This window comes from Streptomyces panaciradicis (genome assembly GCF_023516615.1).
GTDB classification, from domain to species: domain Bacteria; phylum Actinomycetota; class Actinomycetes; order Streptomycetales; family Streptomycetaceae; genus Streptomyces; species Streptomyces panaciradicis.
Window position 1 is genome coordinate 96,549 of record NZ_JAMGBF010000023.1, and the last position, 26,274, is coordinate 122,822.

The window sequence follows — 26,274 nt, forward strand, 5'->3', positions numbered from 1 at the left end:
AATTTGCACGTACCCGTCAGTTGCCGCTGATGCGTGGAGACGAGGGCGGGTGCGCTGATCTGCGGAGAAGCCTCACAGCTCGTACCAAGCCGGTACGTAGGGTGACGTACGCACCGGCACGTAGATCGTGTCCACGCGTCGGTGCGGCTGTGCTCCGCAGGTGCGCAAGAGGCGTTTCGGTCGCTCTCGACCCGGAACGGCTCTGCCTCGGTAAGCGCCCGCGGGGGCAGCGACGTTACCGGGCGCGCGAGCACCCCCCGCCACCGGCCCGTCGGCGCAGAGCAGACACCCTACGGGCCCAGGTTGCCGGCATGTGAAATCTCGCCACTCGGGCGCCGAACCCTCAAGCAGGGGCCCACGAGCACTGGACGAGCGGTCGAGTGCGGAGTTACCTGGCATACGGGGGGAGTGCGAGCGCACGTCACGGGGGCCAGGAAAACGGGCACAGCTGCAACTCTCGGCGGATTGGGGCGCTTTTCATGACACCTACGCTCGTGCGGCAGCACCGGACCCACGCGGGCACGACACCCCGTGTGGATCTGTGTGCACGCGCGCGTGACTGGTCCGAGATACAGGAGCGGATGCTGGTGCCGCTCTACGAGGCCGTCTACGAGCGACTCGAGGTCGGAACCGGCACGCGCCTTCTGGCCCTCGGCTGCGGCAGCGGGCTCTCCCTGCTGATGGCCGCTTCCAGAGGCGCGGCCGTCACCGGTGTCGAGCGCTCGTCCCCCGAACGGCTCGCCCTGGCGCGGCAGCGGCTGCTGCCGGAGGCGTGGGGGGCACGCGCGCGTGCGGATGTCCGGATCGTCGACGGCTCACCCGAGGACCTGGCGGCCGCGGGCGACGCGGAGACGCCCGCGTTCACCCTGGTGACCGCCTTCGAGCCCCTCGGCTGGGCGGGCGACTCGGAGGGGGTCGGCGGTCTGCTGCGGGAGGCGATACCGCTCGCCGAGCGCGGAGCGCCCGTGGTGCTGGCCGGCTGGGGTCCGCCGGAGCGCTGCGCCTCGGCGTCCGTGCTGCGGGTGGCCCGCAAGCTGGCGGACCCGCTGCGCAGCGCGGGCAGTTGGCGTCCCGCCCTGCGCGACGATTTGGAGGAGGTGGCCCAGCGGTCCGGTCTGCGGCCGGACGGCTCCGGGCGGGTCGCCTGCCCCTTCGGGTACGCCGACACCGACAGCGCGCTCAAGGGGCTGCTGTCGACCGGTCTGTTCGACGCGGCGATCACGGCGACGGATCGCACGCAGGTCAACAAGGAATTGACAGAAGCGCTGCACCCGTATGTGCGCGGGGACGGGACGGTGTGGATGCACAACGTCTTCCGGTACCTGATAGCGCGCGTCCCCTAGGCGACACGATTGGCCGAAAGCAGCGGGGCCGGTCGCCGCGACGAGACGTCACGACAACCGGCCCCGGCGGGCCGCAGCGGTCAGCCCATGAACTTCTTGAACTCGTCGGGCAGCTCGAAGTCCTGCGGGGCCTGCTGGCCCGGCACGCCGAAGGCGCCGCCCTGAGCGGCGGCCGCGCGCCGGGCGGCCTCCTCCTGCTCCTGCTGCTTGCGCTTCATCGGGTTGCCGGAGCGCTGCTTGCCCTTGGCCTTCTTCGGCTGCTTCTTGGCGCGGCCGGGGCCGCCGCCCATGCCCGGGATCCCCGGCATACCGGGCATGCCGCCGCCCTGGGCCATGCGGGACATCATCTTGCGGGCCTCGAAGAACCGCTCGACCAGGTTCTTCACCGCGCTGACCTCGACGCCGGAGCCCTTGGCGATACGGGCGCGGCGGGAGCCGTTGATGATCGTCGGGTCCTGGCGCTCGCCCGGCGTCATCGACTTGATGATGGCGGCCGTGCGGTCGACGTCCCGCTCGTCGATGTTGTTGATCTGGTCCTTGATCTGGCCCATGCCGGGCAGCATCCCGAGCAGCTTCGAGATGGAGCCCATCTTCCTGACCTGCTCCATCTGGGCCAGGAAGTCGTCGAGGGTGAAGTCCTGGCCCTTCTTGGAGGCCAGCTTCTCGGCCATCTTCTGGGCTTCGGCCTGGTCGAAGGTCTTCTCCGCCTGCTCGATCAGGGTGAGCAGGTCACCCATGTCGAGGATGCGGGAGGCCATCCGGTCCGGGTGGAAGGCGTCGAAGTCCTCGAGCTTCTCACCGTTCGACGCGAACATGATCGGCTTGCCGGTGATCTGCCGGATGGACAGCGCGGCACCGCCGCGGGCGTCGCCGTCGAGCTTGGAGAGCACCACGCCGTCGAAGCCGACGCCGTCGCGGAATGCCTCGGCGGTGTTGACGGCGTCCTGACCGATCATCGCGTCGACGACGAAGAGGATCTCGTCGGGCGAGACCGCGTCCCGGATGTCCGCGGCCTGCTGCATCATGTCCTGGTCGATGCCGAGGCGGCCGGCGGTGTCCACGATCACGATGTCGTGGACCTTGGACTTCGCGAACTCGATGGAGTCCTTGGCGACCTTGACCGGGTCGCCGACGCCGTTGCCCGGCTCGGGCGCGTACACCGCGACGCCCGCGCGCTCGGCGACCACGCTCAGCTGGTTCACGGCGTTCGGGCGCTGGAGGTCGGCGGCGACCAGCAGCGGCGAGTGGCCCTGCTCCTTCAGCCAGCGGCCGAGCTTGCCCGCGAGGGTGGTCTTACCGGCACCCTGCAGACCCGCCAGCATGATCACGGTGGGCGGCTGCTTGGCGAAGCGCAGGCGCCGGGTCTCGCCGCCGAGGATCGTGACGAGCTCGTCGTTGACGATCTTCAGGACCTGCTGGGCCGGGTTCAGCGCGCGGGAGACCTCGGCGCCGAGGGCGCGCTCCTTGACGTTCTTGATGAACGTGCGCACGACGGGCAGGGCCACGTCCGCCTCGAGCAGCGCGATGCGGATCTCGCGCGCGGTGGCGTCGATGTCCGCCTCGCTCAGACGCCCCTTGCCGCGCAGATTCTTGAAGGTCGCTGAGAGGCGATCGGAGAGAGTGTCGAACACGGCGGCGTCGGTCCTCGGAGTCGGGGGCAGTGTGAGCGTCTTCCAGGGTATCCGGACGCGCAAGACAATCGTCCCCGCCCGGCACCTTCGCCGTCACCCGCGCAGGGTCTCCTCCAGCTTGCGCGCCACCGAGGCCGCCTCCTCGCCGGGCAGCGGCGCCCCCTCGGGTCCGGTGACGTAGAAGGCGTCCACGGCGTTCGCGCCGAGGGTGGACACGTGCATGCTGCGCACGCGCACCTTCGCGTCGTCCAGGGCGCGCCCGATGCGGTGCAGCAGGCCGGGGGCGTCCTGCGCCCGCACCTCGATGACCGTGGCGTGCCGCGAGGCCGCCGAGGCGACCGTCACGCGGGCCGGCGGGGCGACCACGCCCCGGCGGCGCGGGTAGGCGGCGTCGCGCTCGGCGAGGCGTCCGGCGATGTCCAGGGAGCCGTCCAGGGCCCGTACGAGATCGGCTCGCAGACGGGCGGCCTGCGGCAGGGAGCCGTACTCGGCGGCCACCCGCCAGTCCAGCAGCAGGACCGCGCCCTCGACGCCGTCCGGCAGGTCCAGGGCCCGCAGCTCCGCCGTGCGGACGGTCAGCCGGTGCACGGCGAGGACGCCGGCGACCGCGGGCAGCACGCCCGGCTGGTCCGGTACGGCGATCAGCAGCTCCACGCCGAGCGGCTCGGGGTCGGCGGGCGGCTGGTCCTCGGCCGGCGGTTCGGTCTGCGCGCGCAGGGACAGCACGGGGCTGCCGGTGGCGAGCGCCTCGATGGCGAGCCGTTCCTGCTCGGCCGTGGGCGCGGCGGCCTCGGGCTCCTCGGGCGCGTCCCCCGCGAGGACCGCCGAGACGCGCTTGACGAGGTCCGCGACGAGCGAACCGCGCCAGGACGACCAGGCCGCCGGGCCAGTGGCCAGCGCGTCCGCCTCCGTGAGCGCGTGCAGCAGCTCCAGCGTCCCCTGCGAGCCGACCGCGTCGGCGACCGATCGCACGGTGGCCGGGTCCTCCAGGTCGCGCCGGGTGGCGGTGTCGACGAGCAGCAGGTGGTGACGGACGAGGGTGGCGAGTACGGCGACGTCCTCGCGGTCGAAGCCGATGCGGGCGGCGACGTCGCGGGCGATGATCTCGCCGGCCACCGAGTGGTCGCCGGGCCAGCCCTTGCCGATGTCGTGCAGCAGCGCGGCGACCAGGAGGAGGTCGGGGCGGTGGACGCGGCGGGTGAACTCGGAGGCGCGCACGGCCGTCTCGATCAGGTGCCGGTCGACGGTCCAGATGTGCACGGCGTTGCGCTGCGGGCGGCAGCGCACCCGCTCCCAGTCGGGCAGCAGCCGGGTGATCAGCCCCTCCGCCTCCAGCGCCTCCCACACCTCGACGGTCGGGCGGCCCGAGCCGAGCAGCGTCACCAGCTGTTCGCGCGCCTCGGCGGGCCAGGGCGTGGGCAGGGGGCGCGCGACGGACGCCATGCGCCGTACGGCGTGCAGGGAGAGCGGGAGTCCGGCCTGCGCGGCGGCCGCGGCGGCGCGCAGCGGCAGAACGGGATCGCGCTCGGGGCGCGCGGCGCGGGCGAGCACCACCTCGCCTTCCTGCTCGACCACGCCCTCGGCCAGCGGGGAGCGCTCGGCGACCGGCTTCGCGCCGCCCAGCATGGCGCGCAGCCGTGGCCGCACGGCGCGCGATCGCAGCACGCGCCCCACCTCGCGCCAGGTGACGTCACTGGCGTAGGAGATGGTCCGCGCCGCCTCGTAGACCTGGCGCAGCAGGGTGTCGGCGTCCAGGAGTCCGAGCTCGGCGGCGACCTGGTCCTGTTCCTGCAGCGCGAGCCGGTCGGTGGCGCGCCCGGTGGCGAGGTGGAGTGCGTCGCGGACGTCCAGGAGCCGGCGCCGGGCGTCGTCGAGGCCCTCGCGGGGGGCGTCGGCCAGCCAGGAGGCGGCGACGGCGCGCAGGGCGGTGGCGTCGCGCAGGCCGCCGCGGGCCTCCTTCAGGTCGGGTTCGAGGAGGTACTGCAGCTCGCCCTGGCGTTCGGCGCGCTCGGAGCACAGCTCCTGGAGTTCGGGGAGGCGTTTGGGCGCCTGGTTGCGCCAGTCGGCGAGGACGGCCGTGCGCAGACCGGCCGTGAGGCCGAGGTCTCCGGCGATGTGGCGGGCGTCCAGCAGGCCGAGCTGGACCTTCAGGTCCTCTCCGGCCGTCTTGCGGGCCTCCCCCGGCGTGCGCACGGAGTGGTCCAGGGAGAGGCCGAGGTCCCAGACGGGGTACCAGATGCGGTCGGCCAGGGCGGCGACCGCCTTGGGGTCGCCGCCGTCGTGGAGGAGGAGCAGGTCCAGGTCGCTGCGCGGGGACAGCTCGCCGCGGCCGTAGCCGCCGACGGCGATCAGCGAGGCGCCGCGCAGTCCCTCGGAGCCGGCGGCGAACAGGCCGGTGAGCCATTCGTCGGTCAGCCGGGAGAGGGCCGCACGGCGCGGCGGCCCGGACTGCGCCCCCTCCGTGAGGAGACGCAGCCGGGCCGCCGCGTAGCCGCTGGGTCCCGAGTCCTCTGCTTCGTTGTGCACGTCCGTACTCGACACCCAGCAGCTCCTGTTCTTCTTTCCGTCAGAGCGCGTCGGGGCCGCGCTCGCCGGTCCGGACCCGGACGGCCGTCTCGACCGGGATCGACCAGACCTTGCCGTCACCGATCTTGCCGGTCCGGGCCGCCTTGACGACCACGTCGATCAGCTGCTCGGCGTCGTCGTCCTCGGCGAGGACCTCGATACGGATCTTGGGCACGAGGTCGACGGTGTACTCGGCACCGCGGTAGACCTCGGTGTGGCCCCGCTGACGACCGTAGCCGCTCGCCTCGGTGACCGTCAGGCCGTGGACTCCGAAGGCCTGGAGGGCCTCCTTGATCTCGTCGAGCCGGTGGGGCTTGACGACGGCGGTGATGAGCTTCATGCGTCCACCTTCTTGCTCGCGGCACCGACACCGGCCGGAACCGTGCTCTTGACCGCGCCGCCGCCGGCGCCGCTGAAGTCGTATGCGGTCTCGGCGTGCTCGGCCTGGTCGATGCCGGAGACCTCCTCGTCCTCACTGACCCGCATGCCGATGGTCTTGTCGAGGAGGAAGGCGAGGATCGCGGAGGCGATCAGCGAGTAGGCGAGGACACCGAAGACACCGGCGCACTGGATCCAGAACTGGTGCATGCCGCCGCCGTAGAACAGGCCCTTGACGTCGGACTGGCCCTTGCCGCTGGCGAACAGGCCGATCAGCAGCGAGCCCGCGATACCGCCGACCATGTGGACACCGACGACGTCGAGCGAGTCGTCGTAGCCGAACTTGAACTTCAGGCCCACGGCCGCGGCGCACAGCACACCGGCGATCGCGCCGACGGCGATCGCGCCGAGCGGGGAGACGGCACCACCCGAGGGGGTGATGGCGACGAGGCCCGCGACCGCGCCGGAGGCGGCGCCCAGCGTGGTGAACGCGCCGTGGCGGATCTTCTCGTAGGCGAGCCAGGCGAGCATGGCGGCGCCGGTGGCGATCTGGGTGTTGACGAACATCAGCGGGCCGACGCCGTCGTCGTTGCCGAGCCAGGAGCCGGCGTTGAAGCCGAACCAGCCGAACCACAGCAGACCGGCGCCGAGCATGACCAGCGGCAGGCTGTGCGGGCGCATCGGGTCCTTCTTGAAGCCGACGCGCTTGCCGATGACGAGGATGACGCCGAGCGCCGCGGCACCGGCGTTGATGTGGACCGCGGTACCACCGGCGAAGTCGATCACACCGAGCTCGAAGGCCCAGCCGCCGGTGCCCCAGACCCAGTGCGCGACCGGGAAGTACACGATCGTGGCCCACAGGACGAGGAAGAGGGTCCAGGCGCTGAACTTCACCCGGTCCGCGAGCGCGCCGCTTATCAGGGCGGGCGTGATGATCGCGAACATCATCTGGAAGACGGCGAAGACGAACGTCGGGATGGTGTAGCCCGGCCAGAGGTCCATCTTGTCGATGCCGGCCCAGCCGACGAAGTCGCCGGTCCAGCCGATCAGTGAGCCGTGGTCGGTGCCGAAGCTCATCGAGAAGCCGTAGAGCACCCACAGGATGGTCACGACACCCATGCTGATGAAGCTCATCATCAGCATGTTCAGGGTGCTCTTGACGCGGACCATGCCTCCGTAGAAGAAGGCAAGACCGGGGGTCATGATCAGCACGAGCGCGGATGCGATGAGCATGAAGCCCGTGTTCGCGGAGGACAGCTTGGGTGCCTCCGCGGCAAGCGTGATGGCGGCTGATGCCATCGGCGTCTCCTCGTCGGTTGGTACGGCCCCGTGCGGGTCGGAGCGTGTGAGCGGTCCGGTCGTGAGGGGTGGGCCGGTTATGCGCCATGAGATTGGCGCAGCGCGGTTTCCGTGGAAGCCCCTGGTTGTTTCACCGGAGTGACGAAGGCGCCCTGCGTGTTACGGATCGATGAATCGCGAGATGCCCGGCTGCGCGATCGTTATCGTGGCGCAACCTTCGAGGAAGACGAAAACCGGCCGCGGCGGGCCTTCCGATGACCTGGCACGGGGGAGCCGAGTCGGGCAGTTCGGGAGGGCCGGCCGCGGCCGGGGTTCAGGGGATGTCAGACCGCTTCGGCGGTCTCGGGAAGCTCGATGGAGAGCTTCTCCGTGAGATCGACGACCTCGGCGAGGTCACCGAAGTCGCGTACAGCCGTGTCGACGGTCTTTCGGATACGGGTGTTGACGCGCTCGGAGCGGACCTTCTTGGCGATGTGCATGGCCTGCCCGGCCAGCACGGCGCTCTGCGCGGGCTCGCGCCGCAGCAGGTGCACGGTGGCCATGCCGATCAGGTTGAGCGCGTACGACCGCTGGTGCTCGGAGTCCTCGGCGAACAGCTCGACGGCCCGCTGCATGAGGGGCTCGGACAGCGACGCGTACGTGGGGCTGCGGCCGGCGACATAGGCGAGGTCGCGGAAGGAGTGGCTGTTCTCGCCATACAGCTCGGCCTCGGAGAAGAAGCGGATCCAGTCCGGGTCCGGCTCGTCCCATTCGTCGACCTCGCCGAAGGTGTCCTCGGCCATCCGCACCGCCCGCTTGCACTTGCCGGGCTGCCCCATGTTGGCGTAGGCGCGGGCCTCCATCGCATACAGCATCGACTGGGTGCGCGGACTCGCGCAGTCCCGGCTGCCGTACTGCGCGAGGTGGATCAGTTCCAGGGCGTCGTCGGGCCGGCCGAGGTGGATCATCTGGCGGCTCATGCTGGAGAGGATGTACGAGCCGAGCGGCCGGTCGCCGGCCTCCTTGGCGGCGTGCAGGGCGAGGACGAAGTACTTCTGCGCGGTGGGCTGCAGTCCGACGTCGTACGACATCCAGCCCGCGAGCTCCGCCAGTTCCGCGGCGACCTTGAACAGCCGGCGGGTGGTGCTCTCGGGCTGGGGCTCCTGGAGGAGGTCGGTGACCTCGTGCAGCTGGCCGACGACCGCCTTGCGGCGCAGGCCGCCGCCGCACTGGGCGTCCCACTGGCGGAACATCACCGTGGTGGACTCCAGGAGGTCCAGCTCGGGCTTGGACAGCCGGCCGGGGCGGCGGCTCGCCGCGGACTGCTCGGCCTCCGGCGGCGCGGCCTGCGGGCCGGGCACCAGCCAGCGCTGCATCGGCTCGATGAGGGACGGGCCCGCGGACAGCACCAGCGAGGTCCCGAGGAAGCCGCGCCGTGCCAGCATGAGGTCGCTGCGCGAGAACTCGCTGAGCAGGGCGACCGTCTGAGGGCCCGTCCAGGGCAGGTCGACGCCGGTCGCCGAGGGCGACTGGCGTGCGGCGCGCAGCCCCAGGTCCTCGACGGAGACCACGCAGCCGAAACGCTCGGAGAACAGGTCGGACAGGATCCTGGGGATGGGCTCGCGGGGGTTCTCGCCGTCCAGCCAGCGGCGCACCCGGGAGGTGTCGGTGGAGATGTGGTTGGCGCCCAACTGGCGCGCCCGGCGGTTGACTTGGCGGGCGAGCTCACCCTTCGACCAGCCGCTGCGCACGAACCAGGACGTGAGCAGCTCGTTCGGGCGCTTGTCCGTGCTGGTCGCGGTTGTCCCGCTTCCGCCGTTGCCGCTCACTGGAACGCCCCCATCCCTGAGACCACTTGTCGCTGAGTGCGCCAAGCCCTATCAGAATGCCGGTAAATAGGGCCTCGCGTCCGCCGGTTCTCACCCTTCGAACGGAAAGCCGACTTGCCTCCGGCATACCCACGAGCGCATGTGCCCCCAGGCCTCGCACACTCAAAGTAATCCTACGATCACGCGTCCGGCCACGGCGAACCCGGAAACGCCACCATTCGCCACCCCTTCGAATGAACTCACGGTGGCCTTCACGCGATTCACTTGACATAGGACGGCCGGGAGTAGGCGGAGCGATGCACTCAGGGGCGCGCACCGCCGAGTTCACCACCCGGGGCACTTCGGAGCGCCGCCTGGACCCAGCGGATCCGGTGACCCGGAACACGCAGGGTCACGTTCCGCATCCGTGTCGTAACCACCGACGCGTCGGACACGTTGGAGGGGGCATGGGCTTCACGATCGGCGGCATCCGGGACATCCGCTCCGGCACGCGCAGGCGCGGTCGTTCCTCGGAGTGCACCACCGCGGTCGCCGAGTTCACCGGACTGTGGGGCTGGGACGTCGTGGCGGGAGCACGGGCCGCCGCGGGCGCCTGCTCCTGCGGCCGGGCGGACTGTGGCGCGCCGGGGGCGCACCCGCTCGAGTTCGCGCCCCTGGTCCCGGCCGGCGCCACCCTCGACGAGGTCACCAAGACCTGGGGCGAGTTCCCCGGTGCGGCGGTGATGCTCCCCGTAGGCCGGGCGTTCGACGTCATCGAGGTCGCCGAGGCCGCCGGCCGCAACGCCCTGGTCCGCCTGGAGCGGATGGGTCTCCCCCTCGGTCCGGTCACCGCCACCCCCGACGGCCGCGCGCAGTTCTTCGTCGCGCCCGGTGCCGCCGCCGAACTCACCGACCTGCTCTACCGCATGGGCTGGGACGACCCCAGCGCCCTCGATCTGCGCGGCCTCGGCCCCGGCGCGTTCATCACGGCCCCGCCGTCGGACCGGGGCGGACTGGGTCCGGTGCGCTGGCTGCGGCCCCCGGCCCTGGACTCGGCGACCAGGCCACCGGCGGCCCGGCTGCTGCTGGGCACGCTGGCCTACGTGGCACACCGGTCACGGGCGTAGCCGCACCCTCTCGGGTCCGCACACGCCGAAGCGCCCGTCTCCCGGACCGCACCTCGGGAGACGGGCGCTTCTCTGTCCACGTACCGGACTCGGCAGGTGGTGGGGTCACTCCCCGATCAGGGCGTCGACGAACGCCTCCGGCTCGAACGGCGCCAGATCGTCGGCGCCCTCGCCCAGTCCGATCAGCTTGACGGGCACGCCCAGCTCGCGCTGCACGGCGATCACGATGCCGCCCTTGGCCGTGCCGTCCAGCTTGGTCAGGACGATGCCGGTGATGTCGACGACCTCGGCGAACACGCGCGCCTGGACGAGACCGTTCTGTCCGGTGGTCGCGTCGAGCACGAGCAGCACCTCGTCGAGCGGCGCGTGCTTCTCCACGACCCGCTTGACCTTGCCGAGCTCGTCCATGAGGCCGGTCTTGGTGTGCAGGCGGCCGGCGGTGTCGATGAGCACGACGTCCGAGCCCATCTCCTTGCCCTCCTTCACCGCGTCGAAGGCCACGGAGGCGGGGTCGCCGCCCTCGGGCCCGCGCACGGTGTAGGCGCCGACCCGCTCGCCCCAGGTCTGCAGCTGGTCGGCGGCGGCGGCACGGAAGGTGTCGGCGGCGCCGAGCACGACGGAGCGCCCGTCGGCCACCAGGACGCGGGCGAGCTTGCCGGTGGTGGTGGTCTTGCCGGTGCCGTTGACGCCGACGACCATCACGATGCCGGGCTTGCTGGTCTCCGGTTCGGTCTTCACCACGCGGTCCATGTCGGGGCCGACCAGCTTCAGCAGCTCCGCGCGCAGCAGCCCGCGCAGTTCCGCGGGGGTGCGGGTGCCGAGCACCTTCACGCGCTCGCGCAGGCCCTCGACCAGCTCCTGGGTGGGCTGCACACCGACGTCGGCGGTGAGCAGGATGTCCTCGACCTCCTCCCAGGTGTCCTCGTCCAGGTGCTCGCGCGACAGGAGCGTGAGCAGGCCCTTGCCGAGCGCGTTCTGGGAGCGGGAGAGTCGGGCACGGAGGCGGACGAGCCGGCCGGCGGTCGGCTCGGGCACCTCGATCTCGGGGACTTCCAGAGCCGGCGGCTCCTCGACGACGACCGGCGCGGAGCCGTCGGGTAGATCCACCTCCTCTATCGTCCGGCGCGGTTCGTCGCGCGGCGTCTCGGCCTCGTCGCCGACGTGCGGCTCGGCGGGCGGGGCGGTGATGTCGGGCGCGGCGGGCGGTGGCGGGGGCAGCGACTTCTTGCGCCGGCTGCCGACGACGAGCCCGCCGAGCGCGCCGAGCACGACCACGGCGATGACTACAGCAAGGATGACGGTTTCCATAACCCGTCCAGTATCGGCCATGGCCCTGGCCGGGCCCAGTGCGGAGGGCGCGCCGGTCTCGTGGGTTCCTCCAAAGGGCCGCCCGCCCGGGACGGCCGCGGCCTCCGCACCCATGGCGATCTGACGCTGCGTCAGCTACCGTCCCCCGCACATCCGCCCGGCGAAGGGGACCCCCATGCCCGTCACGGTCGTACGCTTCAACCTCGTCGCGCCCGGCGCCACCCCCGCCGACCTGGGCGCCCGCTACCGGGCCGCCCTGGAGATGGCGGCGTACGCCGACCGGCACGGGATCACCACCGTGCAGACGGAGGAGCACCACGGCGTCGCGAACAACTGGCTGCCGTCGCCGTTCGCCTTCGCGGCCGCCGTGTTCGGGGCGACCAGCCGGATCGCGGTGACCGTCTCGGCGGTGATCGGCCCGCTGCACGACCCGCTCCGGATGGCCGAGGAGATGGCCGTACTGGACCTGCTGAGCGGCGGACGGCTGGTCACGGTCGCCGGGATCGGCTACCGGCCCGAGGAGTACGCGCTGTTCGACGTCGACTGGAAGCGCCGCGGAAAGCTCCAGGACGAACTGCTGGAGACGCTGCTGAAGGCGTGGACCGGCGAGGAGTTCGAGTACCGGGGCCGTACGGTACGGGTCACCCCGCGCCCCTTCACCGAGCCGCACCCCCTGCTGCTGGTCGGGGGCTCCTCCAAGGCCGCCGCCCGCCGGGCCGCCCGTCTGGGCCTGCCCTTCTTCCCCAGCGCCCACCTGCCCGAGCTGGAGGCGTACTACAAGGAACGGCTCGTGGAGTACGGCACCGAGGGCTGGACCATGATGCCGACCGCCGAGACCCCGCTGCTGCACATCGCCGAGGACCCGGACCGGGCGTGGGGCACCTACGGCGAGCACTTCCTGCACGAGGCACGGACGTACGCCTCCTGGCAGTCCGGGGACATCCGCTCGGCGGTGAAGTCGGCGGCGACGACGGTGGACGAGCTGCGCGCGGAGGGCGTGTACCGGATCCTGACGCCGCAGGAGTGCCGGGAGCAGGGGTTCGACAACCTCGTCCTGCATCCCCTGGTGGGCGGGATGCCGCTGGAGGAGGGGTGGCGCAGCCTGCGGCTGTTCGCGGAGCGGGTGCTGCCGGGGCTGGAGGGCTGAGGCGGGCGGCACCGTGTGAGCCCGGGCCGGGCGGCATCCGGTGGCCTCACGCACCGCCGCCCCCGTCGGGACGGTGAGTCCGGACGGGGGCGGCGACGATACGAGGAGAGGGGCAGCGGGGATTGGGCCCTTCCCCCCGAGTGGGTGGGGGCGGTCAGCCCATCTCCTCCAGCGTCTTGCCCTTGGTCTCCTTGACGAACTTCAGCACGAAGGGGATGGAGAGGGCGGCGAAGACGGTGTAGATCACGTAGGTCGCGGACAGGTTCCAGTCGGACAGCGACGGGAAGCTCGCGGTGATGGCCCAGTTGGCGATCCACTGCGCGGAGGCGGCCACGCCCAGTGCGGCGGCGCGGATCTTGTTGGGGAACATCTCGCCGAGCATGACCCAGACGACCACGCCCCAGGACAGGGCGAAGAAGAGGACGAAGACGTGGGCGGCGATCAGGGCCGTCCAGCCCTGCGCGGCGGGCAGCTTGCCGTCGACCAGGTCGAAGGAGAACGCCCAGGCCTCCAGCGCCAGTCCGATCACCATGCCGATGGAGCCGACGATGGCGAGCGGGCGGCGGCCGACGCGGTCCACGAAGATCATCGCGATGACGGTGCCGATGATGTTGATGATCGAGGTGGTGAAGGAGTAGAGGAACGAGTCCGTCGGGTCGACGCCGACCGACTGCCACAGCGTGGAGGAGTAGTAGAACGCGACGTTGATGCCGACGAACTGCTGGAAGACCGACAGGCCGATGCCGATCCAGACGATCGGCTTGAAGAAGAAGCCGCCGCCGAGCAGGTCCTTGAAGGTGGACTTGTGCTCGCTCTTCATGGCGTGCTCGATCTCGGCGACCCGGGCGTGCAGGTCGATGTTCTCGCCCTCGACCTCGGCGAGGATCTCGCGGGCCTTCTCGCGCTTGCCGACGGAGATGAGGAAGCGGGGGGACTCGGGGATGGCCAGGGAGAGCAGGCCGTACAGGACGGCCGGGACGACCATGACGCCGAGCATGACCTGCCAGGCCTCGAGGCCCATCAGCTTGCCGCGCTGGTCGCCGTCGGCGGCGTTGAGCAGACCCCAGTTGACCAGCTGCGAGATGGCGATGCCGATGACGATCGCCGCCTGCTGGAAGGAGCCGAGCCGGCCGCGGTAGGCCGGCGGGGCGACCTCGGCGATGTAGGCGGGGCCGATGACCGAGGCCATGCCGATGGCGAAGCCGCCGACCACGCGCCACAGGGCGAAGTCCCACAGCGCGAACGGCAGCGCCGAGCCGACGGCGCTGACGGTGAACAGCACCGCGGCGATCTGCATGACCCGGATGCGGCCGATGCGGTCCGCTATCCGCCCGGCGGTCGCGGCACCGACCGCGCAGCCGATCAGGGCGATGGCGATGACCTGCGCGAGCGCCGCGGAGCCGATGTCGTAACGGTCCCGGATGGCCTCGACGGCGCCGTTGATCACGGAGCTGTCGTAGCCGAAGAGGAAACCGCCCATCGCGGCCGCCGCCGCGATGAAGATGACATGCCCGAGATGATCGGGATGAGCCGTCCCGGCTCCGGACTTCTGGGTCTGCGCTGTGGTCACGCGTTCAACTCCTCGGGCCACCGGCAACGCTGCCGGGTGGGGGACCCTTCCAGGTTGGTGCTACCTGAAGGTAAAAACGACATTGCCGAGACTATGCCTTCAAGTTTCGAAGTCAAGAGGGCCCACGTGTGAGTTTTTAGCGCAGGGGTAACGGGTAAGTGTTCAAGTATTGAAGAGATGTGGTGGGGGCTGTGCTCAGCGCAGACGCTGGCTGATGACCTTCGACACACCGTCGCCCTGCATCGAGACGCCGTACAGCGCGTCGGCGACCTCCATCGTGCGCTTCTGGTGGGTGATCACGATGAGCTGGGACGCCTCCTGCAGCTCCTGCATGATCCGGATCAGCCGCTGCAGGTTGGTGTCGTCGAGCGCCGCCTCGACCTCGTCCATCACGTAGAACGGGCTCGGCCGGGCCTTGAAGATCGACACCAGCAACGCTACGGCGGTGAGCGAGCGCTCGCCACCGGACAGCAGGCTCAGCCGCTTGACCTTCTTGCCCGGCGGACGCGCCTCCACGTCGACGCCCGTGGTGAGCATGTTGTCCGGGTCGGTCAGGATGAGCCGGCCCTCGCCACCGGGGAAGAGCCGGCTGAAGACGCCCTCGAACTCCCGGGCGGTGTCCCGGTAGGCCTCGGTGAAGACCTGCTCGACGCGCTCGTCGACCTCCTTGACCACCTGCAGCAGGTCGGCGCGGGTCTTCTTCAGGTCCTCCAGCTGCTCGCTGAGGAACTTGTGGCGCTCCTCCAGCGCGGCGAACTCCTCCAGGGCGAGCGGATTGACCTTGCCGAGCTGCTGGTAGGCGCGCTCGGCCGCCTTGAGCCGCCGCTCCTGCTCGGCCCGGTGGAAGGGCTTCGGCCGGTTGCGCGGGTGCTCGGGGTCCTCGGGCAGTTCCTCGCCCTCGGCGGGCGGCGAGGGCGGTACGAGCTGGTGGGGGCCGTACTCCGAGACGAGCCCGGCCGGCTCCACGCCCAGCTCCTCCAGCGCCTTGGTCTCCAGCTGCTCGATCCGCATCCGCTTCTCGGCGCCGAGGACCTCGCCGCGGTGCACGGAGTCGGTGAGCTTGTCCAGCTCGGCCTTGAGGTCGCGGCCGGCGGTGCGGGCGGCGGCCAGCTCCTGTTCCCGGCGGGCCTTGGCGGCCTCGGCGGCCGCGCGCTCCTCCTCGGCGCGGCGCAGGGACACCTCGACGTGCGCGAGGAGCTGGCGCGTGCCGGAGGCGACGGCCTCGGCGACGGCCGCCTCGTGCCGCAGCCGGGCCCGCCGCTGCTCGGCACGCGCGCGTGCGTCGCGCTCCGCGCGGGCGGCCCGGTCGAGGGAGTCGGCCCGTCCGGCCAGGCCCTTCACCCGCTCTTCGTGCGTACGGACCTGGAGGCGGGCCTCCATCTCGGTCTGGCGGGCGTTGGCGCCGTCGGCGGCGAGACGGTCGCGGACGGAGGTGTCGGGCTCCTCCTCGACCGGCATCTCCTCGGCGACGGCGAGGCGCTCGGCGAGTTCCTCGACCTCCTGGAGGGCCTTGTCGAGGGCCTCCTGGGCGCGGGCCGCCGCCGCGACGGAGCGTTCGGCCTCCCCCGCGGCTCCCCTGGCCTGCCCGGCGAGGCGGCCGAGCTGCTGGGCCACGGCCGACTTCTCCCGGTCGGCGGCACGGCGGCGCTCGCCGAGTTCCTCGACGAGGGTGGTGCACGCCCCGCGGCGCTCCTGTGCCGCGTGCTGGGCCTCGGTCAGCTCCTCGCAGCGGACGGCCAGCTCTTCGAGTTCGGCGGCGGCCTCGTCGACGGACGCCTGTACTTCGAGCAGGCTCGGGGCGCCCGCGGAGCCGCCGTGGGCGAAGTGGGCGCCGAGGAGGTCGCCTTCGGCGGTGACGGCGGTGAGGTGGGGGTGGGCGTAGACGAGGTCCTGGGCGTCTTCGAGGGTGGCGACGATCACGATGCCGTGAAGGAGGCGGCGGACGGCGGGCAGGAGGTCGGAGGGTGCGCGGACCAGATCTGCGGCATGCGTGTGTGTGGCGTCCTCGGGTCCGTCGTGGCTGGTCGCGCAGTTCCCCGCGCCCCTTGGGGGCGCGTCTTCGCCGGCCCCTGCCAAGAGGAATGCCGCCCGTCCGCCGTCCTGTTTGCGCAGCAGGCGGATCGCGTCCGCCGCCGCCGCGGGGGAGGTGACCGCCAGGGCGTCCGCCGCGGCGCCGAACGCCGCCGCCAGTGCCACCTCGTACCCCGGTGTGACCGTCAGCAGCTCCGCCGCGGGGCCCAGCAGGCCGGAGAGACGGTCCTTCGCTCCCAGCAGCGCGCCCGTGCCGTCCTTGCGGCGCAGGCCCATCGCGAGCGCCTCGTGGCGGGCCTGGGTCGCCGCGCGCTTGCGTTCCGCCGCCGTGGCCGCCTCGCGGGCGGCGCTCAGCTGGGCCTCCGCCTCGGCCAGCGCGGCCTTCGCCGCCTCGTGCCGCTCGGCCAGTTCCGTGTCGCCGGCGTCGAGTTCGTCGACCTCGGCCTTGAGGGCCTCGTACTCCTCCTGCGCGGCGACGGCCCGCTCCTGGGCCTCGTCCCTCGCCGCGGCCAGGCGGTCGATCTCGGCCTGGGCGGAGGCGGCGCGCGACCGGGCCGCGTTGACCTGGCCGCCGAGCCGGGCGAGGCCCTCGCGGCGGTCGGCGATGGCGCGGGCGACGTCCTTCAGGCGCCGTTCCTCCTGCGCGAGTTCGCGCTCCAGGTCGGCGCGGTGCGCGACCGTGTCCTCCAGGGCGCGCTCGGCCGCCTCCAGGGCGGCCTCCAGCTCGGCCTCCTGCTCCCGGATGCGGGCCGCCTCGCGTTCCATGTCCTCGGGGTCGCGTCCGCGCCGCTCCTCCGGCGGCGCCGAGGTCGCGCTCTTCACGCGCGCGTCGGCCAGCGAGATCGTGCCGCGGACGCGTTCGGCGAGCTGGGAGAGTTCGTACCAGGTCTGCTGGGCCCGCTGCAGGCGGGGGGTGAGCTGCCGTACCTCGTCCTCCAGCAGCCCCTCGCGCTGGAGGGCCTTCCTGAGCTCCTGCTCGGCGGCCTCCTTGCGTTCCTTCAGCGCGGCCTCGTCCGCGACCTCGGTCTGCAGCGCCTGGCGCAGTCGTACGAGATCGTCGGCGAGCAGGCGCAGCCGGGCGTCGCGGAGGTCGGCCTGGATGACGGCGGCCCGGCGGGCTACGGCGGCCTGGCGGCCCAGGGGCTTGAGCTGGCGGCGGAGTTCGTCGGTCAGGTCCTGCACGCGCGCGAGGTTGGCCTGCATCGCGTCCAGCTTGCGCAGGGCCTTCTCCTTGCGCTTGCGGTGCTTGAGGACGCCGGCCGCCTCCTCGATGAAGGCGCGGCGGCCCATCGGGTCGGCGTGCAGGACGGAGTCGAGCTGGCCCTGGCCGACGATGACGTGCATCTCGCGGCCGATGCCGGAGTCGGAGAGCAGTTCCTGGATGTCCAGCAGGCGGCAGGTGTCGCCGTTGATCTGGTACTCGCTGCCGCCGTTGCGGAACATGATCCGCGTGATGGTGACCTCGGCGTACTCGATGGGCAGGGCGCCGTCGGAGTTGTCGATGGTCAGGGACACCTCGGCGCGGCCCAGCGGCGGGCGGCCGGTGGTGCCGGCGAAGATGACGTCCTCCATCTTGCCGCCGCGCAGCGACTTGGCGCCCTGCTCGCCCATCACCCAGCTGAGGGCGTCGACCACGTTGGACTTGCCCGAGCCGTTCGGACCCACGACACATGTGATGCCCGGCTCGAACCGGAGCGTGGTCGCCGAGGCGAACGACTTGAACCCTCGGAGGGTCAGGGCCTTGAGGTGCACGCCGCCGGACTCTACCTTCCGCCCGTGTCTCACTCCATGAACCCGCGGTTTCACCCTTGAACGTGCAGGGCACACCAAACGTTAAAGAGAGTGAAAGGGTGCGGGGGAAAGAAAGAAGGGACGCCGAAGCGTCCCTTGCACATCTGACTCAGCGGTTGAGACGGGCGGCCCAACCCCTGCTGTCATGGTGTGATGCAGTGATCAGGTGAGCGCAGGCTCCGCCTGGTGTGCGTCGATGCTCTCCATGATCCTGTCGTGAGAAGCGGCAGCCGTCAGGGCGTCGTTCTCGGCCTGGATACGTACGAGCTCGGATTCCAGGTCCTGGACGCGCTGCTGGAGCCGTCGCATCTCGGCGAGGAGTCGAGGGTCGGAGCCGCCGACGTAACCGAGAAGCGCCTTTGCCATGATGGATGGTCCTCCACACTGAGTGACCGACCGAAGCGGTGTGGGTCGTGAGGGATTCGCACCCGCGGTGCTTGACACTGTTGAGTTCGTGCTGCTGTTCATCCATGCCAAACAGCGAAGGTGCGCGGGGTGCTTTCAGCGTCTCACCAAAAAGTTTGACGGTCAACACGATCACGCCCCGTATTGGCGGGCATCCGGGGGCACGCGGCCTGGAACGGCGGCGATGCGACTCCCGCGGGCCCGTGGGGGCGTGACGATCATCCTTGCGTGCGGAGCCTGCCAGAACAAGTCTCTTCTTGGCAACCACCAGGCAATTTCTGCTCGGGGCGGGCGCCGGAGGGGGCCTCCACCGCTTCCGCGCGGCCACCTCGGTGCCGACGGGTCAGCGGATGGCGAAGCCGTCGTAGCCCCCGCGGGGTGTGTCCCAGATCTCGGTGACGCCTTCCACGCGGCCGGGCGTGTCGTCACCCTGGAGCCACTCCAGGAGTCCTTCGCACCGCTCCCGCGCACCCTCCGCGACCACCTGGACCCGTCCGTCGCCCAAATTGAGAGCAAAACCACTCAGGCCACCGAGCTCAAGGGCCTTGGCCCGTGTGAACCAGCGGAAACCCACACCTTGGACCCGTCCGCGCACCCAGGCGACCAGTCGCACATCCTCGCTCATGGGTGCAACCTAACCGGCCAATGTCCCTCCGGACACTTCCTCCCCTGGCGCCATGCGGTACCGTCCCCTGCCAAGCAATCTCACACGAAACTCACTCGAAGGTGTGAGTTTTGTGATCATGGTTGACCGGGGGGACGTGTCGACCGCCAGGACGAGGAAGGCCAGGACATGGGACGCCACCGACGCTCCGCCGCCGGCCGCGCCGCCACGGGCCGCGCCACGACAGTCACGGGAACGGACGGTTCGTACGCGAGCGGCTTCGACCCCCAGCAGTACTCGTACAGCTACGACCCGCCCGAGCCGTTCGGTCACGACGTGCCGTTCGGCCAGGACGCGCCCTTCGGCCACGACGCGGCGTTCGGTCACGAGGCGCCTTACGGTCACGACGCGCGGGAGTCGTTCGCGGAGGGCTCCACGCCCGCCATGGGCACCGCGCCGTACCTGAACACCGAGGAGTACGCCGAGACCTCGGCGCGCAGCGCGGCCTACCTGTTCGCCACGGAGGACGACTACCGCACGGTCTTCCCCGAGCACGGGCCGGGCTCCGGCAAGGACGCCCGCCGGGGCGGAGCGCGCCGGCGCAAGAAGCGTGCCGCGACGCCGGTGAAGACCGGGTTGCTCGGCGTCTCGGCAGCCGTCGCCATCGGCACGGTCGCGGTGGCCACGGGCGCGATGCCCGGGCTCGACAACTACAAGCTGGGCGGCGGCACCGGCGGCGACAAGGTGCAGGCCGCGAGCTCGCCGACCAACTCGGCCAGCGAGCAGGGCGGTGCCTCGGGCGACGCCGGCAGCCGTGAGGAGGGGTCCTCCACCAGTCGCGGCGCCGGCCGTGCGGCCTCCCCCGCGCCGAGCGTGTCCGCCTCCACGTCCGCGCCCACCCAGGCGCCGACGAAGAAGCCGAAGGCCACCCCGAGCAAGAAGCCGAAGGCGACCACGCCGCCGAAGAAGGAGAAGACCTCCGCGCCGGCCGCCTCCGCGGCGGTGACGGTGTCCACGCAGGCCGCCGCCGAGGCGGAGGTGCTGCGCCTGGTCAACGTCGAGCGGAACAAGGTCGGGTGCAGCCCGGTCGCCGCCAACAGCGCGCTCACGGACCTCGCGGAGAACTTCTCCGACGCCATGGCCGCCCAGGACTTCTTCGACCACACCGACCCCAGCGGCGCCACGCCGTGGGACCGGGCGGCGAAGGCCGGCATATCCAACCTGGGCGGGGAGAACATAGCCCGCGGCCAGGCGGACGCGGCGGCCGTGATGGACGCCTGGATGAACAGCCCCGGCCACCGCGCCAACATCCTGAACTGCGACTTCAAGACCCTGGGAGTCGGCGTCCACTTCGGCACCGGCGGCCCTTGGTGGACGCAGGACTTCGGCTACTGAGCCGACCGCGGTTCAGACGGCTCGGTAGTGCGAGGACGCCGTGCGGGGATTGAGGAAGCTCTACAGCACGTTCAAGGCGACGCACCATGCGCCCGGGGACGAGACGTTCGCCAAGGCAGCGCCTTGTACGTGCTCGTCGAGTTGGCCTGCCTTGGAGACGACCGCCAACGGTTACCTGGTCCGGGCGCTGCCCTCGACGCACTACAGCGTCATGACGAACCCGGAGATCGGGACGTTCGTCGCACGGTGCACCGGATGCCACGCCCGCTACCCCGAGCCGTGGGTCATCGACACCACGGACCAGATGCCGTACGCCTGGGCACGCGAGTCCGACTGAGGCACCGGGGCGCTGGTTCTTGCGAACAGGGGCTCTCACCAACGTCGTTCCTCTGCGCCCGCCCTGGATACCTTGAGTCGCAGGGACGCTGTTGCCCGCAGGGGCGATCAGGCCGCGCGGCCCAGCAGGAACTGTCGGGCCGTCTGCGTCACGCGGCGGCCGAGGTGTTCGGCGGTCTGGATGTCGGCCTTGTGGACGGCGTCGGGGCCCTCGTCGACGTTGGTCTGGGCGGCCGCGCCGGCGAAGACGCCGAGGCGGTTGAGGTCGTGCTCGCTGCCCTCGCTGTTGTTCCAGCCGGGGTGCAGGCCGAGGTTGACCCAGTGCATGCCGTGCTGCCCGGCGAGGATCTGGAAGAACTGCAGGGTGTGCAGCTTGTCGCCGCTCTTGGAGCCGGAGTTGGTGAAGCCGGCGGCCAGCTTGTCCTTCCAGTCCTGGCCGAACCAGCGCTTCGAGGACGCCTCGGCGAAAACGTGGAAGGCGCCCGACGCGGTGCCCATGTAGGTGGGCGAGCCGAAGACGATCGCGTCGGAGCGGTCCAGCGTCGCCCACTGCTCGTCGGTGATCTCGTCCACGTTGATCAGGTGGACCTCGGCACCCGCTTCGGCGGCACCGGCCCGGACGGCCTCCGCGAGCACGGCGGTGTGGCCGTAGCCGGAGTGGTAGGCGATGGAGACAACAGGGGTGGTCACGATGTGAACTCCTGGATCGGCAGGTCAGTAGCGATGAAGAAAGGAAAGCACTAACTAGCAGTTAGTGCAACCTGCCGGTTAGCGCTGCCTTCGAGTACGCTTGCGGTATGGACATCACGCAGGAGCGCGCGGAGGCGCGGGACCTCCCCTTCAACGTGTTCGCCAAGGCCTGCCCCTCGCGCGGCACGCTGGAGCACGTCACGGGCCGCTGGGGCGCGCTCACGCTGGGCGCCCTGCACGAGGGGTCGCTGCGTTTCAACGAGCTGCGCCGCCGCGTCGACGGCGTGAGCGAGAAGATGCTGTCCCAGACGCTGCACGCGCTGGAGCGGGACGGGCTGGTGCACCGCGAGGCGCAGCCGACGAACCCGCCGCGCGTGGACTACGAGCTGACCCCCCTCGGCCGGGACGTCGCCGAGCGGCTGCTCGGCCTCATCCACCTGGTGGAGGGCCGCATGGACGAGGTCCTGGCCGCCCGGGCGCGTTACGACGAGACGCGCGGCGCCCTCTGACACTTCGGGCAGAAGTAGCTGGACCGGTTCATCCACGGCCGCCGGCGCATCGGCGTACCGCACCGCTTGCACGGCAGGCCCTCACGGCCGTACGCGTCGAGGGACCGGTCGAAGTAGCCCGACTGCCCGTTGACGTTGACGTAGAGGCTGTCGAAGCTGGTGCCGCCGACGGCGAGGGCCGCGTTCATCACGTCCCTGATGTGGCCCACGAGTTCGGCCGTGCGCGGGCGCGTGAAGCCGGCCGTCGGGCGTTCGTAGTGCACGCGGGAGCGCCAAAGCGCCTCGTCCGCGTAGATGTTGCCGACTCCACTGATCAACGACTGGTCCAGCAGGGCCCGTTTGATCGTCGTGCGCTTGCGGCGCAGGGCCTGGTGGAAGGCGTCCTCGTCGAACAGCGGGTCGAGGGGGTCGCGCGCGATGTGCGCGATGACGTCGGGCAGCCCGTCGGGGGTGTTGTCGTGCAACGACAGTCCGCCGAAGGTGCGCTGGTCGACGAACCGGAGTTCGGTGCGCAGCTCGTCGGCGAAGCGGACGCGGATGCGCAGGTGCTTCTCGTCGGCGGCCGACTCCGGCTGCACCAGCAGCTGGCCGCTCATGCCGAGGTGGGCCAGGACCGACTGGTGGGTGTCCTCCAGGGGCAGCCACAGGTACTTGCCGCGGCGGCTGGGGACGCCGACGCGATGGCCCTTGAGGCGGTGCGCGAAGTCGTCCGCCCCGGCGATGTGCCGGCGCACGGCGCGCGGGTGCAGCACCTCGGCGTCGGCGACGACACGGTGGGCGACCCACCGCTCCAGACCCCGCCGGACGACCTCGACCTCGGGCAACTCGGGCATGCGCTCCCCCGTGACTACCGGTGAACGGTCCGAGCGCCCGCCCCACGGCGGGGACGGGCGCTCGGGACGCGCTGTACGTCGGACAAGACTCTTCTGCCGGGCCGGACTCTTCTGTCAGGCCGAGACGGAGCTGGGGCCTTCGCCGTCCTGGGCGGCCTTCTCGGCCGCCACCTGCTGGGCGCGCTCGTCCGCCGCGGCCCGGATGGACCGCCATGCGGACTCGGCAGCCTGCTGCTCCGCCTCCTTCTTGCTGCGGCCGGTGCCGGTGCCGTACGAGACGCCTCCGACGCGGGCGGCAGCAGTGAAGGTCTTCTCGTGGTCGGGGCCGGTCTCCGTGACGAGGTACTCGGGCACGCCGAGGCTCTCGGTCGCGGTGAGCTCCTGGAGACTGGTCTTCCAGTCCAGGCCGGCTCCGAGGTTGGAGGACTTCTCGATCAGCGGGTCGAAGAGCCGGTGGACGAGCTCGCTCGCCGCATCGAGACCCTGGTCGAGATAGACCGCGCCGATCACCGCTTCCAGGGTGTCGGCGAGGATGGACGCCTTGTCCCGCCCGCCCGTGCCCTCTTCACCGCGGCCCAGCCGGATGAAGGAGCCCAGTTCCAGGCCGCGACCGACCTCCGCCAGCGCACGAGAGTTGACCACCGCGGCCCGCAGCTTGGCCAGTTGGCCCTCGGGCAGGTCGGGGTGGGTGCGGTACAGCGTGTCCGTGACGACCAGACCGAGCACGGAGTCCCCGAGGAACTCCAGCCGCTCGTTGGTCGGCAGACCGCCGTTCTCGTACGCGTAGGAACGGTGGGTCAGCGCTCGCACCAGAAGGGCGGACTCGAGCTTGTACCCGAGCCGCCCTTCCAGAAGCGTGTGGGACGAGGCCGTGTTGTCCGCTTTCTTCTTGGCGGGTGCGTCCGCCTTGGCGTCATCCGCCTTCTTGGCAGTGGACACGGTGCCTCTCACCAGCCGCTCAGACCTCGAGGACCTGGCGCTTGTTGTAGGTGCCGCAAGACGGGCACGCGATGTGCTGCTGCTTGGGCTCGTGGCAGCGCTCGCACGCAACCAGGGTGGGGACCGCAGCCTTCCACTGCGACCGGCGGTGGCGCGTGTTGCTGCGCGACATCTTCCGCTTCGGAACAGCCACGGCTACTTCTCCTGCTTCTCGTCGACGCCCGGTTCGGCGCCGCTCATCTCGTCCTTCTCGCCGTCCTGCATGGTGCCGGCGAGTCCCTGCAAAGCCGCCCAACGGATGTCGACGGCGTCGTGGTGGTGGTCCGGGTCGTCCGCGAGACGTGCACCGCACTCGGCGCACAGTCCCGGGCAGTCTTCCTGGCACACCGGCTGCATCGGCAGTGCGAGCACCACCGCATCGCGCAGCAGAGGTTCGAGGTCGAAAAGTCCGTCCTCGAGGAAGAACCTGTCCTCGTCGTCCTCGGCGTCGTCGCCCGGTTCCGCGATCACACGGCCCCGGTCGTCGGCGTCAGGGTACGTGAACAGCTCCTGGAAGTCCGCTTCCACGTCCAGCTGAAGCGGCTCCAGACACCTTACGCACTCCCCCTCGGCCTGTGCACGGGCGGTGCCTGTGACAAGCACCCCTTCCATGACCGACTCGAGCCGGAGTTCGAGCTCCACCGGGGCGCCTTCCGGCACTCCGACGACTCCCTGGATCCCGAGATCCTTGGGAGCTTCGATCGAGCGGGTCAGCCGCAGCAGCGCACCAGGACGCCGACCCAGCTCGTGCGTGTCGAACACGAGAGGGTTCCGATGGTCGAGGCGAGCGTTGGGAGCCATTCCTGCTTTCGATCTTCGAGCTCAGAGGGACACTGCCCTCGGGTCGTCCCCGGGCAGCGTTGATCGCGGACGTACGCGCGACCGAAGAGCCAGGATACTGGACCTTTCGCTCACGGCCCAATCCGGTGGTTCCTCACTGGCCGCGGCCCTGCTCGTAGGCCCTCAGCTGCTCCGGCGTGATCATGCCGGTGTCGAAGAGGCTCGTCTCGTCGAGGGCGTACGACTGCTGCGGCTGCTGCTGCGGGTGCTGGGCCTGGTTCGGGTCGTACTGCTGGTTGTCGTAGCCCTGGTAGGCGTAGGGGTCGGCCTGCTGCTGGTAGCCGTAGGCGTCCTGCTGGCCGTAGCCCTGTTGCTGCTGGTACTGGCCCGCGTACGGGTCCGTCTGCTGCTGGTAGCCGTACGCCGGCTGCGGCTCGGCGTACTCCTGCTGCGGCACGGGCTGCTGCTGTTGCTCGGCCTGGGCGTCCTGCTGGGTGAGGGCGGCGAGGTCGGCGAGGTAGTCGGCGTCGCTGGAGTGCTGGAAGGACGTGGTGTCGTCGGCGAGGGCGCCGAGGTCGTCGGTGGCGATCCGGCCGTGCAGCTTGGCGCGGCCCTTGCCGACCGCCTCCAGCGTCTTGGCCAGGACCGCCTCGAAGGCGCCCAGCTTGGCGTCGACGTAGGCGTCCGCGTCCTTGCGCAGGATCTCCGGGTCGTGGCTGCGCTCGGGGGCGTCCTCGTCCTCGTAGCCCTGCTCGTCGAGGCCGGGACCCGTGCCGAGCAGCTTCTCGCGGCCGCGGCCGACCGAGCCGAGGGTCTTGGTGAGGACGACCTCGAAGTTGGCGAGCTTGGAGTCGACGTAGTCGTCGGCCTCGGCGCGGACCTCCTCGGCCTCCTGACGGGCCTCGGCGAGGATCCGGTCGGCCTCGGCCTGCGAACGGCGGGCGATCTCGGTGTCGGAGATCAGCGAGCCGCGCTCGGCGTGCGCGCCCTGGATGATCCGCTCGGCCTCCTGACGGGCCTGCTCCACCATCTGCGCACGGTCGCCGATCAGCTCCTGGGCCTGGGCGAGGGAGTCGGGCAGCGCCGCGCGCACCTCTTCCAGCATCGAGAGCAGTTCGGCGCGGTTGACCACGCACGAGGCCGACATGGGCATCGACCGGGCGCCGGAGACCGCGGCCACGATCTCGTCGAGCTTCTTCTGCACGTCCACCGTGTGCTCGCCACTCTCTACCGATGTGTTGGAGACGGACGGGACGACTGTAGTCCCCTCAGTCCTGGCGGAGGCGCGCGTTCAGGGCTTCGAGAACGGTCGGCGGTACGAGGTGGGAGACGTCGCCTCCCCAGGTGGCGACCTCCTTGACGAGCGAGGAGGACAGGAAGCTGTAGGTGGGGTTCGTCGGCACGAAGAGGGTCTCCACACCGGACAGGCCGTTGTTCATCTGGGCCATCTGCAGCTCGTAGTCGAAGTCACTGACCGCGCGCAGTCCCTTGACGATGGCCGGGATGTCGCGTTCCTTGCAGTAGTCGACGAGCAGGCCGTGGAAGGCCTCGACGATCACGTTGCCGTACTCGGCGGTGACCTGGCGGATCAGGTCGATCCGCTCGTCGATCTCGAACAGGCCCTTCTTGGACTTGTTGATCATCACCGCGACGTAGACCTCGTCGTAGAGGCGGGAGGCGCGGGAGATGATGTCGAGGTGTCCGTTGGTGATCGGGTCGAACGACCCGGGACAGACGGCGCGGCGCACTAGTGATCCCTCGCTCTCC

General features: G+C 70.9%; 23 protein-coding genes. 6 read left to right on the plus strand and 17 right to left on the minus strand.

Annotated features, from left to right (window positions below; translation table 11 throughout):
• Window positions 1–479: 479 nt before the first annotated feature.
• The gene (locus M8J74_RS10890; RefSeq protein WP_249836176.1) at window positions 480–1,343 is read left to right on the plus strand and encodes a class I SAM-dependent methyltransferase; all 864 of its coding nucleotides are present in this window, start codon (window positions 480–482) and stop codon (window positions 1,341–1,343) included.
• 80 nt (window positions 1,344–1,423) lie between these two features.
• Here the strand turns inward: M8J74_RS10890 and ffh are convergent, their stop codons facing one another.
• The 5 genes from ffh to nsdA all read right to left on the minus strand — a co-directional run bounded on the left by ffh (window position 1,424) and on the right by nsdA (window position 9,024).
• On the minus strand, window positions 1,424–2,974 hold the full coding sequence (gene ffh, locus M8J74_RS10895; RefSeq protein WP_249836177.1) for a signal recognition particle protein: 1,551 nt from the start codon (window positions 2,972–2,974) through the stop codon (window positions 1,424–1,426).
• Window positions 2,975–3,067: 93 nt separating this feature from the next.
• Window positions 3,068–5,515, minus strand: a complete 2,448-nt coding sequence (locus M8J74_RS10900; protein ID WP_249836178.1) for a [protein-PII] uridylyltransferase — start codon at window positions 5,513–5,515, stop codon at window positions 3,068–3,070.
• A gap of 25 nt (window positions 5,516–5,540) precedes the next feature.
• Entirely contained in the window at window positions 5,541–5,879 is a 339-nt protein-coding gene (locus M8J74_RS10905; RefSeq protein ID WP_054235369.1) for a P-II family nitrogen regulator, read from the minus strand.
• Window positions 5,876–7,216, minus strand: a complete 1,341-nt coding sequence (locus M8J74_RS10910) for an ammonium transporter (protein ID WP_249836179.1) — start codon at window positions 7,214–7,216, stop codon at window positions 5,876–5,878. The genes M8J74_RS10905 and M8J74_RS10910 overlap by 4 nt, the downstream gene beginning before the upstream one ends.
• A gap of 323 nt (window positions 7,217–7,539) precedes the next feature.
• On the minus strand, window positions 7,540–9,024 hold the full coding sequence (gene nsdA, locus M8J74_RS10915) for a transcriptional repressor NsdA (RefSeq protein WP_249836180.1): 1,485 nt from the start codon (window positions 9,022–9,024) through the stop codon (window positions 7,540–7,542).
• A 446-nt stretch (window positions 9,025–9,470) separates the two neighbouring features.
• Between nsdA and M8J74_RS10920 the strand changes: the two genes are divergently transcribed.
• On the plus strand, window positions 9,471–10,130 hold the full coding sequence (locus M8J74_RS10920) for a bifunctional DNA primase/polymerase (protein ID WP_249836181.1): 660 nt from the start codon (window positions 9,471–9,473) through the stop codon (window positions 10,128–10,130).
• A gap of 105 nt (window positions 10,131–10,235) precedes the next feature.
• Here the strand turns inward: M8J74_RS10920 and ftsY are convergent, their stop codons facing one another.
• Window positions 10,236–11,438, minus strand: a complete 1,203-nt coding sequence (ftsY, locus tag M8J74_RS10925; protein WP_249836182.1) for a signal recognition particle-docking protein FtsY — start codon at window positions 11,436–11,438, stop codon at window positions 10,236–10,238.
• Window positions 11,439–11,613: 175 nt separating this feature from the next.
• Here ftsY and M8J74_RS10930 point away from each other — a divergent pair, with 175 nt between their 5' ends.
• Window positions 11,614–12,585: an LLM class flavin-dependent oxidoreductase gene (locus M8J74_RS10930; RefSeq protein ID WP_249836183.1), complete on the plus strand. Its 972-nt coding sequence runs from the start codon at window positions 11,614–11,616 to the stop codon at window positions 12,583–12,585.
• A 154-nt stretch (window positions 12,586–12,739) separates the two neighbouring features.
• Here M8J74_RS10930 and M8J74_RS10935 read toward each other — a convergent pair whose 3' ends face one another.
• From M8J74_RS10935 to M8J74_RS10950, 4 genes are all read right to left on the minus strand, one after another.
• Window positions 12,740–14,065 (minus strand): sugar porter family MFS transporter, encoded by a 1,326-nt coding sequence (locus tag M8J74_RS10935; RefSeq protein ID WP_239015605.1) that lies wholly within the window; start codon window positions 14,063–14,065, stop codon window positions 12,740–12,742.
• A gap of 285 nt (window positions 14,066–14,350) precedes the next feature.
• Complete coding sequence (smc, locus tag M8J74_RS10940) at window positions 14,351–17,938, minus strand: chromosome segregation protein SMC (RefSeq protein ID WP_249836184.1); 3,588 nt, start codon at window positions 17,936–17,938, stop codon at window positions 14,351–14,353.
• 201 nt (window positions 17,939–18,139) lie between these two features.
• Complete coding sequence (locus M8J74_RS10945; protein ID WP_058922942.1) at window positions 18,140–18,343, minus strand: hypothetical protein; 204 nt, start codon at window positions 18,341–18,343, stop codon at window positions 18,140–18,142.
• A 382-nt stretch (window positions 18,344–18,725) separates the two neighbouring features.
• Entirely contained in the window at window positions 18,726–19,007 is a 282-nt protein-coding gene (locus M8J74_RS10950) for an acylphosphatase (RefSeq protein ID WP_058922943.1), read from the minus strand.
• Window positions 19,008–19,175: 168 nt separating this feature from the next.
• Here M8J74_RS10950 and M8J74_RS10955 point away from each other — a divergent pair, with 168 nt between their 5' ends.
• The gene (locus tag M8J74_RS10955) at window positions 19,176–20,381 is read left to right on the plus strand and encodes a CAP domain-containing protein (RefSeq protein WP_249836185.1); all 1,206 of its coding nucleotides are present in this window, start codon (window positions 19,176–19,178) and stop codon (window positions 20,379–20,381) included.
• Between the two features lie 151 nt (window positions 20,382–20,532).
• Complete coding sequence (locus M8J74_RS10960) at window positions 20,533–20,718, plus strand: hypothetical protein (protein WP_249836186.1); 186 nt, start codon at window positions 20,533–20,535, stop codon at window positions 20,716–20,718.
• A gap of 107 nt (window positions 20,719–20,825) precedes the next feature.
• Here the strand turns inward: M8J74_RS10960 and M8J74_RS10965 are convergent, their stop codons facing one another.
• Window positions 20,826–21,407 (minus strand): flavodoxin family protein, encoded by a 582-nt coding sequence (locus M8J74_RS10965; RefSeq protein ID WP_249836187.1) that lies wholly within the window; start codon window positions 21,405–21,407, stop codon window positions 20,826–20,828.
• Between the two features lie 107 nt (window positions 21,408–21,514).
• Between M8J74_RS10965 and M8J74_RS10970 the strand changes: the two genes are divergently transcribed.
• Window positions 21,515–21,916 carry a winged helix-turn-helix transcriptional regulator gene (locus tag M8J74_RS10970; protein WP_058922947.1) on the plus strand — a complete coding sequence of 134 codons (402 nt, stop codon included), beginning with the start codon at window positions 21,515–21,517 and terminating at the stop codon, window positions 21,914–21,916.
• Here the strand turns inward: M8J74_RS10970 and mutM are convergent.
• From mutM to coaD, 6 genes are all read right to left on the minus strand, one after another.
• Entirely contained in the window at window positions 21,889–22,749 is an 861-nt protein-coding gene (gene mutM, locus M8J74_RS10975) for a bifunctional DNA-formamidopyrimidine glycosylase/DNA-(apurinic or apyrimidinic site) lyase (protein ID WP_058922948.1), read from the minus strand. The genes M8J74_RS10970 and mutM overlap by 28 nt on opposite strands.
• Window positions 22,750–22,863: 114 nt before the next feature.
• Window positions 22,864–23,700 (minus strand): ribonuclease III, encoded by an 837-nt coding sequence (gene rnc, locus M8J74_RS10980; protein ID WP_249836188.1) that lies wholly within the window; start codon window positions 23,698–23,700, stop codon window positions 22,864–22,866.
• A gap of 7 nt (window positions 23,701–23,707) precedes the next feature.
• Window positions 23,708–23,881, minus strand: coding sequence for a 50S ribosomal protein L32 (rpmF, locus tag M8J74_RS10985; protein WP_003951102.1), 174 nt, complete (start codon window positions 23,879–23,881; stop codon window positions 23,708–23,710).
• Between the two features lie 2 nt (window positions 23,882–23,883).
• On the minus strand, window positions 23,884–24,528 hold the full coding sequence (locus tag M8J74_RS10990) for a YceD family protein (RefSeq protein WP_058922950.1): 645 nt from the start codon (window positions 24,526–24,528) through the stop codon (window positions 23,884–23,886).
• A 133-nt stretch (window positions 24,529–24,661) separates the two neighbouring features.
• Complete coding sequence (locus M8J74_RS10995) at window positions 24,662–25,717, minus strand: F0F1 ATP synthase subunit B (protein WP_249836189.1); 1,056 nt, start codon at window positions 25,715–25,717, stop codon at window positions 24,662–24,664.
• Window positions 25,718–25,775: 58 nt separating this feature from the next.
• Window positions 25,776–26,255, minus strand: a complete 480-nt coding sequence (coaD, locus tag M8J74_RS11000) for a pantetheine-phosphate adenylyltransferase (protein WP_058922952.1) — start codon at window positions 26,253–26,255, stop codon at window positions 25,776–25,778.
• Window positions 26,256–26,274: the final 19 nt, after the last annotated feature.